Origin of the sequence: Zobellia uliginosa, assembly GCF_018860745.1 — a bacterium.
Taxonomy (GTDB): Bacteria; Bacteroidota; Bacteroidia; order Flavobacteriales; family Flavobacteriaceae; genus Zobellia; species Zobellia uliginosa_B.
On sequence record NZ_JAHKPY010000012.1, the window covers coordinates 296,516 to 313,078 of the forward strand.

The following is a 16,563-nucleotide window of genomic DNA, read 5'->3' on the forward strand; positions in this document are numbered from 1 at the left end:
TATTAAGCTCGTTTTTCTAATGAATTACGGTATATTGGAAAAACAAAAGTTGATGTAATTTGATTGTTTTCACCATAAACACTTAAACTCCCAGGTGTACCGTATAAAATCAAAATTCTCTTCGATAATTCCTTAAGCCTATTTTCCACTTCCACTAATACATTTGGAAACTTTCCAATAGTTTGGAGCTCTATGATTATCTTACCATTCTGTTCTGATATACTAATTCTCACTTCCCTCTTTTCTTTTGAAACAGTCATTATTACATTATTTGTATGCTGAATTAATGACAATAATATCATTGGCGGTATATGAATCTCCAAAGTATCTGACTCAATCTTCTTAAAAAGATCTATGTGATTATCAGTTTGGATATTAACCAAAACTACATAATGAGCTAACATGTTTAATTCTTCATTTAAATTAACCACATCAAGTTCAGTATTGGTGAGGGAATACCTGAGAAGGTCTGAAAGTATTGTCAATAAATTACGAGCTAAAGGAACATCATTACGGCTAAGTCTTTTAATATTATCTAAACAGCCAACAAGAAAAGTTAAATTAATTTGACCTCGCAATAATTTCAACTGTTCCTGTCTTAGGTTTGCACTTATTTCTAATTTTTCAATACGTTGTCTATTCAACTTCCTGAACAACAAAACAGTAAAATAAGCAATTACCCAAATTGCAATAAGAAAAATTTTATGTGCAAAAGAAATAACAAAAGCTCTGTGCTCTCCTCCTGGTATTGGTTCTAAAAAAAAATTCCTTATCACAGATGATATTTCTCCTAAGACAGTTATCAAAAGAGCTGAGAGTATAAAACTTATGAGAAATTTCAAAAAATTAGCAAATTTGAATAAAGCTATTTCAAAATGCATTTTTTTAAGCGCCCATCTCAAAAAAACAGTTGCAATAACACATTCAACCACCCACGTAATCATATAATAAACACTTCCTCCTATAGTTCTCTGAACATCTGAAATGTAAAGAAGTAAAGCCCAAAAGAGCGTCCATCCTATGAACTGAATTAACCAAAAAACATACTTAGACAAAAATTTCTCCATTGGACTTATTAGTGAATTTAAAATATAAGCGTTTTGAATCGTAAGATTATAAGTAGCACTCTCATCATTTAAGAACTAGCTCCGTTAGCAATTCAATTAAAAATTTCGTTATGATTAGCATTCCTAATTATTTTGATTTTGCGTTCGTTTCTTTTCTAGTCCATATAAAATAGATAACATAAAGCCATCCAAAAAGAGCATGAAGAATAGCCCTTTTAATAGACTTGTTGCGCTCCCATGAAGTTAATATTGCTATGACGCTCCCTATTCTTATACCATTCTTAAAACCTACACCTTCTACTAAACTTCTCAAATGACTCCCAACTTCGTAACCTACTTGGTAGGAGTTCCCTTCTCCAAAATGACTAGCCATATGAAGAAGGTATGAAACTAGCAGAAATACCAATATTGTGACACCTATAATTAATTCGGTATTTATTTTTTGTCTTGATATTTCTGTATTTTTCATAATTAAAGAGTTTAGATAATAGTTAAAAGATATTACGTTATTCCACCTTGTAATACCAAATTATGGGTAACGGTAAAATATTTGTTATAAACGGGCTTACGATTCTTTAGGAACTTTAATGTCAATATTTAAACACATCCATATAGTTAAGGTGCCATAATTGCTGCCAACCCTAGTCCTATACATATCCCTGCAGTAATTATTAAACTGACTTTTAGAAACAAATGAAAGTTATCTGATGCAGTTCTTTCTTTTTCAAGTTTTTGCATAACGTTATTTTTATAAATAGACACTCTTACAGAACTAAGGTGGGAAAAACTTAGATAAGGTCTCAACTTGTATTCGTTAATTCCAATGTTGAATATATGGTCTCTTCCAAATAAAGAAAATCCTTTTGAAACTTCTTTATTGTTTACTAATACAGATTCCATCCCAAAATGGGAATTATAAAATTCAACAGTTCTATCCTCGATTATATATTTTGAATATCTCATAACAAAATGATTTTATGGTTATTTATAAAAATACAGATACACTTTTTTTAAAAATTAGGCCTAAAAAGGTGTCCCCGAAAACTCCTTTTCACATTGACCGAATACTTTAAAGTGATTCAATAAATGCCACTGCATCTGATGCATTACTCAATTTTGCGTAATCTAGTGCTGTCATTCCTATTTTTGATTTCTCAGATAAATCTGCACCTTTTGAAACTAACAATTCAACTAACTCTACATTATTATATCTTGCCGCATACATTACAGCAGTCATGCCCATAGTTTTTTCCTTTGCCTCAATGTTAGAACCTAGCTCTAAAAACTTTTCTACGGTTTCATAATCATTGTTTACTACGGCTAAACTTAAAGGAGATACATTAGTTGTAGTTGCCTTGATAGAACGTACTGCTTTGTCCGAAGGATTGTTGTTTGCGTTTGCACTGTTAACCATTACACTAAAAAGAATTCCGAATGCGATTGCTGATTTTCTCATAATATTAAATTTTAATTGTTATTTATTTCTGACGTAAAAGTAATACACACTTGTAGGTACAGAAACGAGTTTATGACAAACGGTAATTTCCGTAACTCCAACGGTAGCAATACTTAACGGATTATGGCGAACGGTAAATATTGCCATCTGAATGGCAAAAGCGAAGAATTAGACTACTAAATAAGTAGTTTGAACAAGACCTTTTTGATTACCTATCAAAAAGACTATATGTCTTTGAATACGATGTACGCGTAAATAATGCCGGAGATTTCAGCAATGGCATAACTACCATACAAAGTATGTATGCACCAGAGTTTTCTAGTCATTCAGAAGGTGTTCGTGTGGAGGTAGCAATGGAGTAGCATTCTGAAAAAGTACTCCTTACAAACTAACTGTGGGCCAAAGTAACTTGTAGATAATCACACCCAAAATAAAACCCGTGCCAAGACCACAAAGAATAACGATTAGTATCATCTGGTTAGATGACTTTTGAGATAATATATTAACCAAAGAGATTGGCGAACCGTTTTTACGAATCTCAAACCGATTCAGTTTCTCTCCATAGGACAAATCACGTTGGGCAATTCTATATCGGTTTTCACCAATAGTAAACGTGTGCTCAGTTCCTATCTCGGACATTTTTTTAGAAACCGTTCTCCCATCCAGAAGTACTTTTTCCTTTCCGAATAAAGTATGAACAACTTCTATCTTATGATTTTCAATATAATAAAGCGCACGCTTTAGCATTAGAGATATTTCCTTTTAAGTTCTAAGAGGGGGTAGAAAAATATTCTTTTCTAACATATAGTGATCGTTCTCCAAACAGAGTAGTTGACACTGCACTATCAAAAAAGAACACTCGAAAATATGGAATAATAAATTATCCGCATAGAAAAGTTTAAAAACACTTTTAGATTAGCTATAAGAATACTGAGTAAAATCAATTAACCACCTATTTTTTAGGAGGATATTTTGAAAACACTTTAACAACTATAGCATGTAGCTTTTCTTCACGAGTCTCGGGAGATACATTTTCTTTGAAACTACTTTGTGCTTGTCCTTGCCAAAAGAGCTCATCCTTTTTCACATCTACAAAATCAAACCGGATTTCTCTCTCCAATTTTGGCTGTCCAACTGGTATACCTACTGAAACCCCTCCACCAACACTGCGGCCGGTTCCTCCTAAACCAAGCCCTACGGTATTATTACTAGCTACCTCAAAAGACTCACTATCAATATTTATAAAAAAATCAGGGTCTTCAGAAAAACGTATACCTTTTAATTGCATTTCTTCATTAACCGCGTGCAATAACCTTTTGGTATCCAATTCACTAAGACCGGTATTCATATCCGGGTAATAGTTATACGTACTATAATTAGTAAAATCGGTTCCCTTTTCATAATCATAGTTCACCCTTACGGCATTACATGAGGCTAAACAAAAAACCAACGCTAAAATAAGTACACTTTTCATAGTCTTGTTTTGAGTTAATGTAAGCAATTTTAATCTAACAAAAATAGATAACCTCACGTTGCCACTAATTGTTCAACATAGCCCAAAGCTTGTCTTTCAATTCAGTGATACCTTGTTGGGCAACAGAAGAAATAAACATGTAAGGTACCTTACCCAAATCCTTATCTAGTTCTACACTCATTTCATCAATGAGTTCTTGATCTAACATGTCACTTTTAGAAATGGCGACCAAACGTTCCTTATCAAGCAATTCCGGATTGTACCTACGTAGTTCGTCTAGTAATATTTGATATTCTTTTCCAATATCCGTGCTATCCGCAGGAATTAAAAATAACAAAGTAGAGTTACGTTCTATGTGGCGCAAGAAATAGTGCCCTAACCCCTTACCCTCGGCAGCCCCTTCAATAATCCCGGGAATATCCGCCATGACAAAACTCTGAAAATCCCGGTATTCAACGATACCTAAGTTAGGTTTCAGAGTTGTAAATTCATAATCTGCAATCTTAGGTTTTGCAGATGTAATTACAGAGAGTAAAGTAGATTTGCCGGCATTTGGAAAACCAACAAGACCTACATCTGCCAATACTTTTAATTCCAGTATAACCTCTACCTCTTGCCCTGGGATTCCGGGTTGCGCATATCTCGGTGTTTGATTGGTACTTGTTTTAAAATGCCAGTTACCCCTGCCACCCATTCCACCTTCGGCTAAAATTCGTTCTTCATCGTGATCGGTAATTTCAAACAAGACCTCACCTGTTTCCGGGTCTTTTACAACCGTTCCTAAGGGAACATCCAAATACACATCTTCGCCATCAGCACCAGAACTACGGGATTTACTACCGTGCCCGCCGTGACCAGATTTAAAATGTTTTTTGAACTTGAAAGTTACGAGTGTCCATAAATTTTGATTTCCACGTAAAATAATATGGCCTCCACGGCCTCCATCCCCTCCGTCAGGACCGCCTTTGGTAATGTACTTTTCCCTATGCAAATGCACAGACCCTTTTCCTCCTTTACCAGATTCAGCATAAATCTTTACGTAGTCTACAAAATTGCCCTCGGTCATAAAAAATCTGAATTATATCTTGACAATAGTCAACATTTGCGCAAAAATACGCATTTCACATGAAGCTTAATCATGCTATGCATTTAGAAATTAGTCCTGTAAATCAAAAAAGAGAGTTGATATAGGCCTAAACTTTAGTTTGACTTATTCAACTCTCTTAAAAAATTTAAAAATTGAGGTTTTTACAGCTCTTCTATAACTTTTCCCAAACGGTGGGTTATCTCATCTATGGCACCAATTCCGTTTACACTATGAAACTTATTCTGAGCTTCGTAAAAATCCTTTAAAGGTGCGGTCTTCTCGTTATACTCATCAAAACGATTACGAATCTTAGATTCGTCCTGATCATCGCTACGGCCACTGACCTTGCCTCGTTCCAACAGGCGTTGTATTAGAATTTCATCATTAGCCTCTAAAGCAATGGTTGCATCTATTTTCATCTCTTTGGTAGTCAAGAATGCATCTAGAGCCTCTGCCTGGGCTGTAGTACGCGGAAAACCATCAAAAATAAACCCGCTTGCATCCGGATTTTTCTCTACGGCATCTTGTAACATTTTTATAGTTACCTCATCGGGAACTAAATCGCCACGATCAATATATGATTTAGCCAATTTGCCTAGCTCAGTATCATTTTTCATGTTGTACCTGAAAAGGTCTCCCGTAGAAATATGTTTCAGGTTGTACTTCTCTTTTAAAAATTCCGCTTGGGTTCCTTTTCCAGCCCCCGGTTTCCCGAACAGCACGAGATTGATCATATGTTTTTGGTTTAATTGGTAAACTTCCCTAAGATTTCGGCCTAATTCATTATAATCCAAGCCATAACCCACTATAAATTTATCCGGTATATCTATACCTATGTAATCAATGGTATACTCACCATTATATATTTCAGACTTATAAAAAAGACTTGCAACTTTAAACTCCTTAACGTTAGCCTTTGAGAAAAGATGTATTAATTTTTTAAGCGTACGGCCCGTATCTATGATATCTTCAAGAATAATAACACTACGGCCTTCTATATCTTCGGAAACATCTAAAAGCGTTTCTACTATTCCCGTTGAAGTCAAACCTTGATAAGAACTTAATTTTACAAAGGAAACCTCACAAGGATACTCATATTCTTTCAGAAAGTCTGAGACGAACATAAACGAACCATTTAGCACGCCCACAAATATGGGGATTTCGTCTTTATAATCTGCGGCCACTTGGTCCGCTACGTTTTTAACGGCGGCTTTAATCTGCTCTTCGCTCAAGAACGGTTTAAAATGTTTATCGTGTAGCTTTATCACATCGCATTTTTAAAGAACGGCTAATATAACACTTTGATTTTGCTTTTTTAAGCACACACCTTGCGTTTTAAGAATTCGATGTATTTTTGCACTAGTTATAAATCAATTTCATGTCCATAGAAAATTCATCAGATTACTTTTCCTCATCTTTTAAATTGGGAATTTTAGGCGGTGGCCAACTCGGAAAAATGTTACTTTACGAAACTCGTAAGTTTGATATTTATACCGTGGTAATGGACTCTTCTGCAGAAGCACCTTCTAAAATAGCCTGCAACGAATTTATTTTAGGAGACCTTATGGATTTTGATGCCGTATATAATTTGGGAAAGCAAGTAGATGTGCTTACCATTGAAATAGAAAATGTAAATGTTGATGCACTAGAAAAACTTGAAGACGAAGGTTTAAAGGTTTTTCCTCCCACCAGAGCACTTAGAATTATTCAGAACAAGGCAAAACAGAAGCTTTTTTACGTTGATAACAACATACCTACAGCAGATTTTCAAAGATTTGCCTATAAAAGCGAAATAAAGGACAGCATCTCAAACGAAGCTTTGACTTTTCCTTTTATATGGAAAGCTGCCCAATTTGGCTATGATGGCCAAGGCGTAAAAGTTGTTCGCAAAATAGAAGATTTAGAAGGACTTCCTACCGGTGAGTGCATCGCCGAAGAAATGATAGACTTTACAAACGAACTGGCAGTTATCGTAACCCGAAGCGCCGGAGGAGAAGTAAAAACCTATCCGGTGGTAGAAATGGAATTTCACCCGGAAGCTAACCAAGTAGAATATGTTATCTGTCCTGCAAGAATTAGTGATGAAGTTGCTAAAAAAGCACAAGAGATAGCATTGAAAGTCTCAGAAAAAATACAACATGTTGGTCTTTTAGCAGTAGAGCTTTTCCAAACAAAAGACAATCAAATTATAGTTAATGAAGTTGCTCCACGGCCTCATAATAGTGGTCATTACAGTATTGAGGCTAGTTATACCAATCAGTTTGAACAGCATATTCGTGCTATTTTAAACCTTCCGTTAGGTGACACAAAAAGTAAGGTTGCCGGTATTATGGTAAATTTAGTAGGCGCCGAAGGACATACAGGTGAGGTCGTTTATGAAAATATGTCCGAAATTTTAGGAATGGAAGGAGTAACTCCCCATATTTACGGCAAAAAACAAACCCGTCCTTTTAGGAAAATGGGCCATGTAACCATAGTAAACGAATCAATTTCCGAAGCGCGCAAAATTGCACAGCAAGTAAAGGAAACTATTAAAGTGATAAGCAAATAATCATATGAGTAAAGTAGCAGTAGTAATGGGCAGCACTAGTGATTTGCCCGTAATGCAAGACGCCATAGATATTTTAAAAGGTTTTGACATTGAGGTAGATGTAGATATAGTATCTGCCCACAGAACCCCGGAAAAACTGTTTGATTTTAGTAAAAATGCACACACCAATGGCTACACGGTTATCATTGCAGGTGCCGGTGGAGCAGCTCACCTACCAGGTATGGTTGCTTCTATGTCTCCATTACCCGTTATAGGCGTTCCTGTAAAAAGCAGTAATTCCATAGATGGTTGGGATTCTGTTCTATCTATTCTTCAAATGCCAGGTGGCGTACCTGTTGCAACTGTAGCTCTTAACGGAGCAAAAAACGCGGGAATCCTCGCAGCACAGATTATAGGAAGTTCAGACAAATGTGTTCTTGATAAAATTATCCTTTACAAAGAAGGCCTAAAACAAAAAGTTATTGAAGGTGCTAAATCCGTAAGCTTCAAAAAGTAAATGTATTAGGTTATCAAAAATTACTACTTATGAACTACCCTTCACTTATTGGTTTTATAATTGGTGTGTTGGCTATTATTGCTCTAGCTATTATAGAAAAAAACATTATCAATGTTTACCTAAGAAGCCTTTGGAGAAGCTTACTGTTTTTCTTCTCCATGTATGTATTGATTCTCGTTCTTGTATTTTTCCGTTGGAAATATTATGAGATGCAATTAGGCGACTTTGACCTTAACGGAGATGGAAGCATAGGTCTTGTTGAGTATACGGACCAATATAGATTTGTTAGAGATAAGGTAATGAGCGGTGCCGATCGCAATTTTGCGTTTTTAACCGGAGCTGCCCTTTCTTTTCTCTTAGCCGGCCTTGCACTCATACTAGACCTGGTAAATACTTGGATAAAGCTCAAAAACAATCCCATAGAATCTTAAAACCCAAAAAATCTTACGTCATATGAATCCTTTATTGACTCCTTTTGATACTGCTCCTTTTTCAAAAATTGAAAATATCCATTTTAAGCCTGCTTTTTTAGAGGCTATGGATGATGCAAGAGCACAGATAGACCAAATTACGGCCAACAAGGCTGAACCTTCTTTTAAAAATACAATTGAAGCGCTAGAGTTCTCCGGTCAGCAACTAGACCGTATTTCCAGCGTATTCTTTAATTTGAATTCTGCTGAAACTAATGAAGAAATTCAAAAGATAGCACAAGAAATTTCCCCTCTACTTTCTGAATTCAGTAATGATATAACCTTAAACGAAGCTTTGTTTAGGCGTATAAAAAGTGTTTACGACCAGAAAGATTCATTAGACTTAACGGTTGAGCAACAAACTTTACTTGATAAAAAATACAAAAGTTTCAGTAGAAACGGGGCTAATCTTAATGATGCCAAAAAGAAACGTCTTCGCGAAATTGATGCTGAGCTTTCCAAATTGAAATTAAAATTTGGTGAAAATGTACTTGCTGAAACCAATAAATATGAAAAGCACCTTACCAATGAAAAAGATCTGGACGGTCTTCCTGATGGTGAAAAAGAGGCTGCTGCGCAACTGGCAAAATCCAAGGATAAAGACGGTTGGTTGGTTACTTTAGATTACCCAAGCTATATTCCATTTATGAAATATGCCAAAAATCGTGAACTCCGGAAAGAATTAGCTCTGGCCTTTGGTAGTAAAGCTTTTCATGGCGATGAGCTAGATAATCAAGAAAACGTACTTAAGATAGCCAATTTGCGATTTGAGCGTGCAAATCTTTTGGGCTATAAGACCCATGCCAATTTTGTTCTTGAAGAACGTATGGCGGAAACGCCGGAAAAAGTTCATGAATTCTTAAACGAGCTTTTGGTAAAAGCAAAACCGGCTGCGGAAAAGGAATTCGCTCAACTTGAAGATTTTGCTAAAGAATTGGACGGTATAGACCAGCTCCAAAAATGGGACGGTAGTTACTACTCTGAAAAGCTGAAACAGAAGCTCTTTAACCTAGATGACGAGAAACTAAAACCTTATTTTAAGCTAGAAAATGTAATTTCCGGTGTTTTTAAAGTAGCCGAAAAGTTATTTGATTTAAGATTTGAAGAAGTTTCCGATATTGATAAATATCATGAAGAAGTAAAAACATACAGGGTTTACAATACGTCCAACAACTTTATTTCTGTCTTCTATGCAGACTTCCACCCAAGAAAAGGAAAACGTGGTGGAGCTTGGATGACTTCCTACAAACCGCAATACCAAAGTGATGGAGAAAATGTACGTCCGCATATATCCAATGTATGTAACTTTACGCGCTCTACACCTAGCAAGCCCTCTCTTTTAACTTTTAATGAGGTAACTACTCTATTTCATGAATTCGGTCATGGACTACATGGTATGCTAGCAAACACTACATACCCAAGTCTTTCAGGCACCTCAGTTTTTTGGGATTTTGTAGAACTTCCCAGTCAGGTCATGGAAAATTGGTGCTATGAGAAAGAGGCTTTAGAGCTTTTCGCCACTCATTACCAGACTGGAGAAGTTATTCCTATGGAGTTGGTTCAAAAAATAAAAGAATCCGCAACTTTTCAAGAAGGTATGCAAACGTTGCGCCAACTGAGTTTTGGACTATTAGATATGTCTTGGCACGGAATAGACCCAACTGGTATTACTAACGTGAAGCAACATGAAACCAAAGCATTTAAAGGTACAAACCTATATCCTGAAACCGCAGAAACTTGCATGAGCACTTCCTTTTCGCACATCTTCCAAGGCGGTTATTCTTCAGGATATTACAGTTACAAATGGGCAGAAGTTTTAGATGCTGATGCTTTTGCTTATTTTAAGGAAAACGGTATCTTTAATAAAGAAGTTGCTACTAAATTCAAGGATAACGTTCTTTCTAAGGGTGGCACAGAAAACCCAATGACCTTGTACAAACGTTTTAGAGGCGCAGAACCCAAGGTAGAGGCCTTATTGGAAAGGGCCGGACTATTGGACTAAAAGCATATCATCCAAAAAAAATAAAAAAAATATACCCAGATTATGTTTTGTAAGTTTTTTCTTATATATTTACTAAACATAAGTAGGTTGAAAAGGTTATATCAAAAGTAATTTTTTTAACGGTTTAAAAGAGGGTGTGGGGACGCCCTCTTTTTTTATTCCCTAAAACCAAACACCAACTATAGGTTAAATTAGTACTATTTTTTACTTTTAAAGGAGCCATCTCACTTGGTTTTTAGACCTTCGCAAAAAAAAGACATGGTTATATTTGTTGACATGGATGAGGTGATTGCCGACACTTACGGAGCTCATATAGAAATTTATAATAAAGAATTTAACGAAAATTTGCCATTAGACATTTTCCACGGAAGTGAGGTATGGCACAAAGTTCCTGAAAACAGACAACAAAGTGTACGGAACCATGCAAGGACAAGAGGATTCTTTCGCAACCTTAAACTCCTACCCAATGCTCAAAAAGTCTTACAAAAACTGCATGAGAAACACGACCTATACATTGCGTCTGCAGCAATGCAGTTCCCTAACTCTTTGGAAGAAAAATCAGATTGGTTAGATGAACATCTACCTTTTATTCCATGGCAAAATCGTATACTTTGTGGGAACAAGCATATTTTACATGGCGATGTACTTATTGATGATCGCAGTTACAACCTTAAAACGTTTAATGGTAGAACCATTTTATTTACTTCTCCTCACAACGTAAATACTACAGGTTTTGAACGTGCCAACAATTGGCTAGAAGTTGCAGAAAAACTACTCTAGTCCTTTTTATTTGCCAAAAAGGCATCGTACCCGCCTTCTAGATTAACCACCATGCTATACCCTAGCGAATCTAATACATGGGCTGCTTTAGCGCTACGCCCTCCCATTTTACAGTACACATATACAGGACGGGATTTGTCTATAGTATCAAAACTTTTTATGAAATTGGCATCAAACCAATTAATATTCACTGCATTATCCAAATGACCGTCAATAAACTCCTGTGGCGTCCGAACATCTACCAAAATTCCCGAATCTATATCATTCTGTGAAAATTCTGTGATACGTTTTCCTTTACTTTGAGCACAACCCAAAATTAGAACACACAAGGTTAGAAGCAAATAGTGAAATTTCATAGCATTTTAAGTTTAATCAAAAATACTAATTATGGCGGCATTAAATTATATTCCGGGGAATGAAAAAAAATTGAAGGTCATTAAATCTAATTCCATTACTTTTGAAGACGACACGATACGTATGGCAGAGCACCAACTTAAGCCCGAGAAATGGGTTGATTTATATGCAGATTACCTTTTTAACTACGCAATAGGCCGTATTAGCGACGCTGAAGTAGCAAAAGACCTTGTTCAAGAAACGTTTATGGCAGGTTTAAAATCTGCTAAAAATTACAAGGGAGACGCTGCGGAACGCACTTGGCTAATTGCTATTCTTAAAAGAAAAGTAATTGATCATTACAGAAAAATCAACTCTAAAAAAGGAAAAGCTGAGGTGCGAATGAACTATAGTTCGCAGACGGATGCCGAGGGTGATTGGCTAGAAGAACAAGTGGCAGACCCCTTTAGTTCATTCGAAAACAGCAACATAGAGAACGAAGAATTAGGACTTGCTATTCAGTCGTGTATTGCTAAACTACCTAAAAAACAAGCTTTGGTCTTTACCATGAAGACAATTCAAGGAGTTAGCACAGAAGATATTTGTAATGAGCTAGATATTAATCCGTCTAATCTCTGGGTAATGATACATAGAGCTAGAACAGCTTTAATGGATTGCCTTAATCAAAATTGGTTTTAAACTATGATTTCTTGCGACAAAGCCGCCATAATTTGTAACAAAGCCCAATATAGGGAAGCAACTTTTATGGAAAAAATAAAATTGCGTTTTCACCTTTTTATGTGTAAAACTTGTTCTAAGGCAACTAAAGAGAACACACAATTAACAACATTATGTCAGAAGGCAGACCTTCACAGCTTAACTGAACAAGAAAAGTTGAAAATGAAGCAAATGTTAGATAAAAGAGACTAAAAAAGTTTTTCCAACGCAAACAATACCGCCCACCAAAAAATAGATATACCTTCTACCCAAAAGGAGGCAAAATATTTATTTTGTTGACGTTTGGTAACAAACATTAAACTTCCTAGGAGCAAAAACAGTATACCCCCGGCAATAGCTTCATATATATAAATAGTATCTTTCCAAAAGATAAGAAAGAAAAACGGAAAGGTTCCAAAAAATCCCACTATTTTGGTATTGGCAACTCCATAACGTTGTGGCAAAGTTTTCAGCTCCGGGCTGTCGTAAACCAAATCACGAATTTCAAAAGGAATTAGTAAAATCAGTACGAAAAGAAATCGCTGAACAGACTCAATCCAAACATCCTTATCCATCTGCCCACCTTCTTCCAACACAGGAAGGAGAACAGTTGCCCCGGCCCAAACCAACGCGACAATAAATATCTTAAGTCCGCCCCAACTCCTTAAGTTTTTAGCATGTGGCAAGAGAGGTACCGCGTACAAACCCGTAAGTGCCACAAGAGCGGTAACTCCAAACCAGACCTCCATTTTAAGAAAGTAACCGTGGTAAACAGCTATAGCTAAAGCAAGAAAACTGGCTAATTGAATATTCTTGTGATACCTAGTGGCAACCAGAATATACTTTTTGGCTTCTACCCCATATTTCACAAAATTGTAGCAAGCAATAGAACCAAAGAAAAGGAAGCAGGAAAGGTGTTGATCCACTCCATATCCAAGCGTTATATCTGTTACATGAACAAGTGCATACACCGCTAAAGCAACATGTATGGAAGCATCTAGATAAAAATCAAAAATGCGGTTCAGAACATTCATACCACAAAACTAACTAAACTGTTCATAAACACCGGATTTAGTTAAAAACTTTCAACCTATGGAACAATTATGTGATAATTTTAAGGGATAAAATGTCTAATTTTACGCCACTTATTTTTAAGCTATGAAGACAGACGTATTTGCTTTACGCCATATAGGCATACGAGAAGAGAATCATGAGCATATGCTCAAAACAGTAGGCACAGAAACTTTGGAACTGCTCATTTATGAGACTATTCCAAATGATATTCGTCTAAAACAACCCTTGCAGCTTAATGCGCCTATGAGCGAGCATAAATTTTTAGCTCATATTCAAGAACTTTCAGAGCAAAACGAAGTTTTCCGTACTTATATCGGTTTGGGATATCATGAAAGTTTAACTCCTTCAGTAATAAAAAGAAATATTCTTGAAAACCCAGGTTGGTATACCGCGTACACCCCCTATCAAGCTGAAATAGCACAAGGTAGATTAGAAGCTCTTTTAAATTTCCAAACCGTAGTATCCGATCTTACCGGTATGGAGCTGGCCAATGCTTCACTTTTAGATGAAAGTACTGCCGCTGCAGAAGCTATGACCATGTTGTTTGACGTAAGGAGCCGTGAACAAAAGAAGAACGGTATACTAAAATTCTTTGTTTCCGAAGAAGTTCTGCCACAAACGTTATCGCTTTTAAAAACACGTTCTACACCACTTGGTATTGAACTAGTGATTGGAAACCATGAAGAATTTACTTTTGACCAAGATTTCTACGGTGCTTTGTTACAATATCCTGGCAAATACGGTCAAGTGAATGATTACGCCAATTTTGTGTCCAAAGCCAAGGAAAACGACATTAAAGTAGCTGTTGCAGCAGATATATTAAGTTTAGTTCTACTCACTCCTCCTGGAGAATTTGGAGTTGATATTGTTGTTGGAACCACTCAAAGATTTGGTATCCCTCTTGGTTACGGAGGTCCGCATGCAGCATTTTTCGCGACTAAAGAGGCTTACAAAAGAAATATTCCCGGTAGAATCATAGGAGTTACTAAAGATACAGATGGTAAATCTGCTCTTAGAATGGCACTCCAGACAAGGGAACAACATATTAAAAGAGACAAAGCAACCTCTAACATTTGTACTGCTCAAGTTTTGTTGGCCGTTATGGCCGGTATGTATGCTGTATACCATGGTCCCAAAGGATTAAAATTCATAGCCAATAAAGTTCACCATACTGCCGTAACTCTTGCAGATGCTCTGGAAAAATTAGGACTGTATCAAACTAATTCATCTTATTTTGATACTATTACTATTAAAGCAGATGCTAAAAGTGTTAGGAAAGTGGCTGAAAAAAACAGTGTGAATTTTCTTTATATTGATGATGAAACAATTTCTATTGCCGTTAACGAAGCTACTTCAATACAAGATTTAAATCAAATTGTCTCTGTTTTTGCTGAAGCTATTAGTAAAAAAGCTACCATAACCGAGAAGCTTATATCAAAATCCGCTATAACGCCTTCAGTACAGCGCCACTCTTCCTTTTTACAAAATGAAGTATTCAACATGTACCATTCCGAGACGGAACTCATGCGATATATCAAGAAACTGGAGCGTAAAGATCTTTCTTTAAATCATTCTATGATTTCATTGGGCTCTTGCACCATGAAGCTCAATGCTGCTTCGGAAATGCTACCTCTGAGCATGCCACGCTGGGGTAATATTCACCCATTTGTACCTATTGAACAAGCTAAAGGCTATCAATTTATTTTAAAAGAGTTAGCCAAAGACCTATCTACTATAACCGGTTTTGCAGCAACCTCCTTGCAACCAAATTCAGGAGCTCAAGGTGAATATGCGGGACTTATGGTAATTAGAGCCTACCATGAATCCAGAAATGAGGGACACAGAGATGTATGTATCATTCCTGCTTCGGCACATGGCACCAACCCTGCTTCGGCAGTAATGGCAGGTATGAAAGTTGTTGTTACCAAAACGGATGAAAAAGGGAATATAGACGTAGCCGATTTAGAAGAAAAAGTTGAAAAACATTCTGAAAATCTTGCTGCTTTAATGGTCACCTATCCTTCTACCCACGGTGTTTTTGAATCTTCCATAAAACAAATCACCAAATTAGTACACGATAATGGTGGCCAAGTATACATGGACGGCGCTAATATGAATGCGCAAGTTGGTCTTACCAACCCTGCAATTATTGGAGCAGATGTATGTCACCTAAACCTTCATAAAACCTTTGCTATACCCCATGGAGGCGGAGGTCCTGGTGTAGGTCCTATTTGTGTTGGCGAACAATTAGTTCCTTTTCTTCCAGGTAACCCCGTAATAGAGACTGGTGGGAATAGTGCTATAACAGCAATTTCTGCGGCACCTTGGGGAAGCTCCTTGGTATGTTTAATCTCTTACGGGTATATAAAAATGCTTGGCGAACAAGGACTGAGACACTCCACTGAAATTGCCATTTTAAACGCAAATTATATAAAACATAAACTTAGCGGAGCCTATGACGTATTATATACAGGTGAAAAAGGACGTGCTGCACATGAAATGATTATTGATTGTCGTCCTTTTAAAAAGAACGGCATTGAAGTTACGGATATCGCCAAAAGACTAATGGACTATGGTTTTCACGCACCAACTGTATCTTTTCCCGTTGCAGGAACATTAATGATCGAACCAACCGAGAGTGAAAGCTTAACCGAATTAGACCGTTTTTGTGAGGCTATGCTATCCATTAGAAAAGAGATAAACGAAGCTACTACAGAAGACCAAAACAACGTACTTAAGAATTCACCCCATACACTTGAAATGCTAACTGCAGATGAATGGAATTTTCCTTACAGCAGACAAAAAGCTGCATTTCCACTTTCGTACATTCAGGATAATAAATTTTGGCCATCGGTAAGAAGAGTAGACGATGCCTATGGAGACCGTAATTTAATATGTACTTGCGCTCCTATTGAGGCATATGCAGAAGCCAACTAATCAGCTATATACCCAACAAAAACAAGCCTTCCCAGTATTAAAGGAAGGCTTGTTTTATTTTATATCATTTTTTAAATACGTCTTGGACATCGTAAATTTTCCTATGCATGCATAGGAAT

17 protein-coding genes and 1 pseudogene are annotated in these 16,563 nt (G+C 36.6%); 8 read left to right on the top strand and 10 right to left on the bottom strand.

The window, feature by feature from the left end:
• Positions 1 to 2: 2 nt before the first annotated feature.
• The 4 genes from KO521_RS12680 to KO521_RS12695 form a co-directional block, all read right to left on the bottom strand.
• Positions 3 to 1,067, bottom strand: coding sequence for a histidine kinase (locus tag KO521_RS12680; protein WP_215940278.1), 1,065 nt, complete (start codon positions 1,065 to 1,067; stop codon positions 3 to 5).
• 127 nt (positions 1,068 to 1,194) lie between these two features.
• Complete coding sequence (locus KO521_RS20455) at positions 1,195 to 1,536, bottom strand: hypothetical protein (protein WP_252730061.1); 342 nt, start codon at positions 1,534 to 1,536, stop codon at positions 1,195 to 1,197.
• A 146-nt stretch (positions 1,537 to 1,682) separates the two neighbouring features.
• Positions 1,683 to 2,030: a hypothetical protein gene (locus KO521_RS12690; RefSeq protein WP_215940279.1), complete on the bottom strand. Its 348-nt coding sequence runs from the start codon at positions 2,028 to 2,030 to the stop codon at positions 1,683 to 1,685.
• 106 nt (positions 2,031 to 2,136) lie between these two features.
• Positions 2,137 to 2,523, bottom strand: coding sequence for an ankyrin repeat domain-containing protein (locus tag KO521_RS12695; RefSeq protein WP_215940280.1), 387 nt, complete (start codon positions 2,521 to 2,523; stop codon positions 2,137 to 2,139).
• Positions 2,524 to 2,726: 203 nt separating this feature from the next.
• Here KO521_RS12695 and KO521_RS20625 point away from each other — a divergent pair.
• Positions 2,727 to 2,885, top strand: a pseudogene (locus tag KO521_RS20625) (hypothetical protein); the annotation flags it as partial.
• 19 nt (positions 2,886 to 2,904) lie between these two features.
• Here KO521_RS20625 and KO521_RS12705 read toward each other — a convergent pair.
• From KO521_RS12705 to KO521_RS12720, 4 genes are all read right to left on the bottom strand, one after another.
• Positions 2,905 to 3,270 carry a hypothetical protein gene (locus tag KO521_RS12705; protein ID WP_215940281.1) on the bottom strand — a complete coding sequence of 122 codons (366 nt, stop codon included), beginning with the start codon at positions 3,268 to 3,270 and terminating at the stop codon, positions 2,905 to 2,907.
• A 205-nt stretch (positions 3,271 to 3,475) separates the two neighbouring features.
• Positions 3,476 to 3,997, bottom strand: coding sequence for a DUF4136 domain-containing protein (locus KO521_RS12710; protein WP_215940282.1), 522 nt, complete (start codon positions 3,995 to 3,997; stop codon positions 3,476 to 3,478).
• A gap of 64 nt (positions 3,998 to 4,061) precedes the next feature.
• Positions 4,062 to 5,063, bottom strand: a complete 1,002-nt coding sequence (obgE, locus tag KO521_RS12715; protein WP_215940283.1) for a GTPase ObgE — start codon at positions 5,061 to 5,063, stop codon at positions 4,062 to 4,064.
• Positions 5,064 to 5,245: 182 nt separating this feature from the next.
• On the bottom strand, positions 5,246 to 6,352 hold the full coding sequence (locus KO521_RS12720; protein WP_215940284.1) for an adenylate kinase: 1,107 nt from the start codon (positions 6,350 to 6,352) through the stop codon (positions 5,246 to 5,248).
• 110 nt (positions 6,353 to 6,462) lie between these two features.
• Here KO521_RS12720 and KO521_RS12725 point away from each other — a divergent pair, with 110 nt between their 5' ends.
• The 5 genes from KO521_RS12725 to KO521_RS12745 all read left to right on the top strand — a co-directional run bounded on the left by KO521_RS12725 (position 6,463) and on the right by KO521_RS12745 (position 11,383).
• Positions 6,463 to 7,635 carry a 5-(carboxyamino)imidazole ribonucleotide synthase gene (locus KO521_RS12725; protein ID WP_215940285.1) on the top strand — a complete coding sequence of 391 codons (1,173 nt, stop codon included), beginning with the start codon at positions 6,463 to 6,465 and terminating at the stop codon, positions 7,633 to 7,635.
• Positions 7,636 to 7,639: 4 nt separating this feature from the next.
• Positions 7,640 to 8,131 carry a 5-(carboxyamino)imidazole ribonucleotide mutase gene (gene purE, locus KO521_RS12730; protein WP_215940286.1) on the top strand — a complete coding sequence of 164 codons (492 nt, stop codon included), beginning with the start codon at positions 7,640 to 7,642 and terminating at the stop codon, positions 8,129 to 8,131.
• Between the two features lie 29 nt (positions 8,132 to 8,160).
• Positions 8,161 to 8,562, top strand: coding sequence for a hypothetical protein (locus KO521_RS12735; protein ID WP_215940287.1), 402 nt, complete (start codon positions 8,161 to 8,163; stop codon positions 8,560 to 8,562).
• A 22-nt stretch (positions 8,563 to 8,584) separates the two neighbouring features.
• Positions 8,585 to 10,603: a M3 family metallopeptidase gene (locus KO521_RS12740; RefSeq protein WP_215940288.1), complete on the top strand. Its 2,019-nt coding sequence runs from the start codon at positions 8,585 to 8,587 to the stop codon at positions 10,601 to 10,603.
• Between the two features lie 258 nt (positions 10,604 to 10,861).
• Positions 10,862 to 11,383, top strand: a complete 522-nt coding sequence (locus KO521_RS12745) for a 5' nucleotidase, NT5C type (protein ID WP_215940289.1) — start codon at positions 10,862 to 10,864, stop codon at positions 11,381 to 11,383.
• On the opposite strand, the gene KO521_RS12750 is transcribed toward KO521_RS12745, so the two are convergent.
• Positions 11,380 to 11,739 (bottom strand): rhodanese-like domain-containing protein, encoded by a 360-nt coding sequence (locus tag KO521_RS12750; protein ID WP_215940290.1) that lies wholly within the window; start codon positions 11,737 to 11,739, stop codon positions 11,380 to 11,382. The genes KO521_RS12745 and KO521_RS12750 overlap by 4 nt on opposite strands.
• A 121-nt stretch (positions 11,740 to 11,860) precedes the next feature.
• On the opposite strand from KO521_RS12750, the gene KO521_RS12755 reads away from it, so the two are divergent.
• Positions 11,861 to 12,415 (top strand): sigma-70 family RNA polymerase sigma factor, encoded by a 555-nt coding sequence (locus KO521_RS12755; RefSeq protein ID WP_215940703.1) that lies wholly within the window; start codon positions 11,861 to 11,863, stop codon positions 12,413 to 12,415.
• 227 nt (positions 12,416 to 12,642) lie between these two features.
• Here the strand turns inward: KO521_RS12755 and KO521_RS12760 are convergent, their stop codons facing one another.
• Positions 12,643 to 13,467 (bottom strand): hypothetical protein, encoded by an 825-nt coding sequence (locus tag KO521_RS12760; protein ID WP_215940291.1) that lies wholly within the window; start codon positions 13,465 to 13,467, stop codon positions 12,643 to 12,645.
• A 124-nt stretch (positions 13,468 to 13,591) separates the two neighbouring features.
• Here KO521_RS12760 and gcvP point away from each other — a divergent pair, with 124 nt between their 5' ends.
• Positions 13,592 to 16,444, top strand: coding sequence for an aminomethyl-transferring glycine dehydrogenase (gene gcvP / locus KO521_RS12765; protein ID WP_215940292.1), 2,853 nt, complete (start codon positions 13,592 to 13,594; stop codon positions 16,442 to 16,444).
• The last annotated feature ends 119 nt before the right edge of the window (positions 16,445 to 16,563 follow it).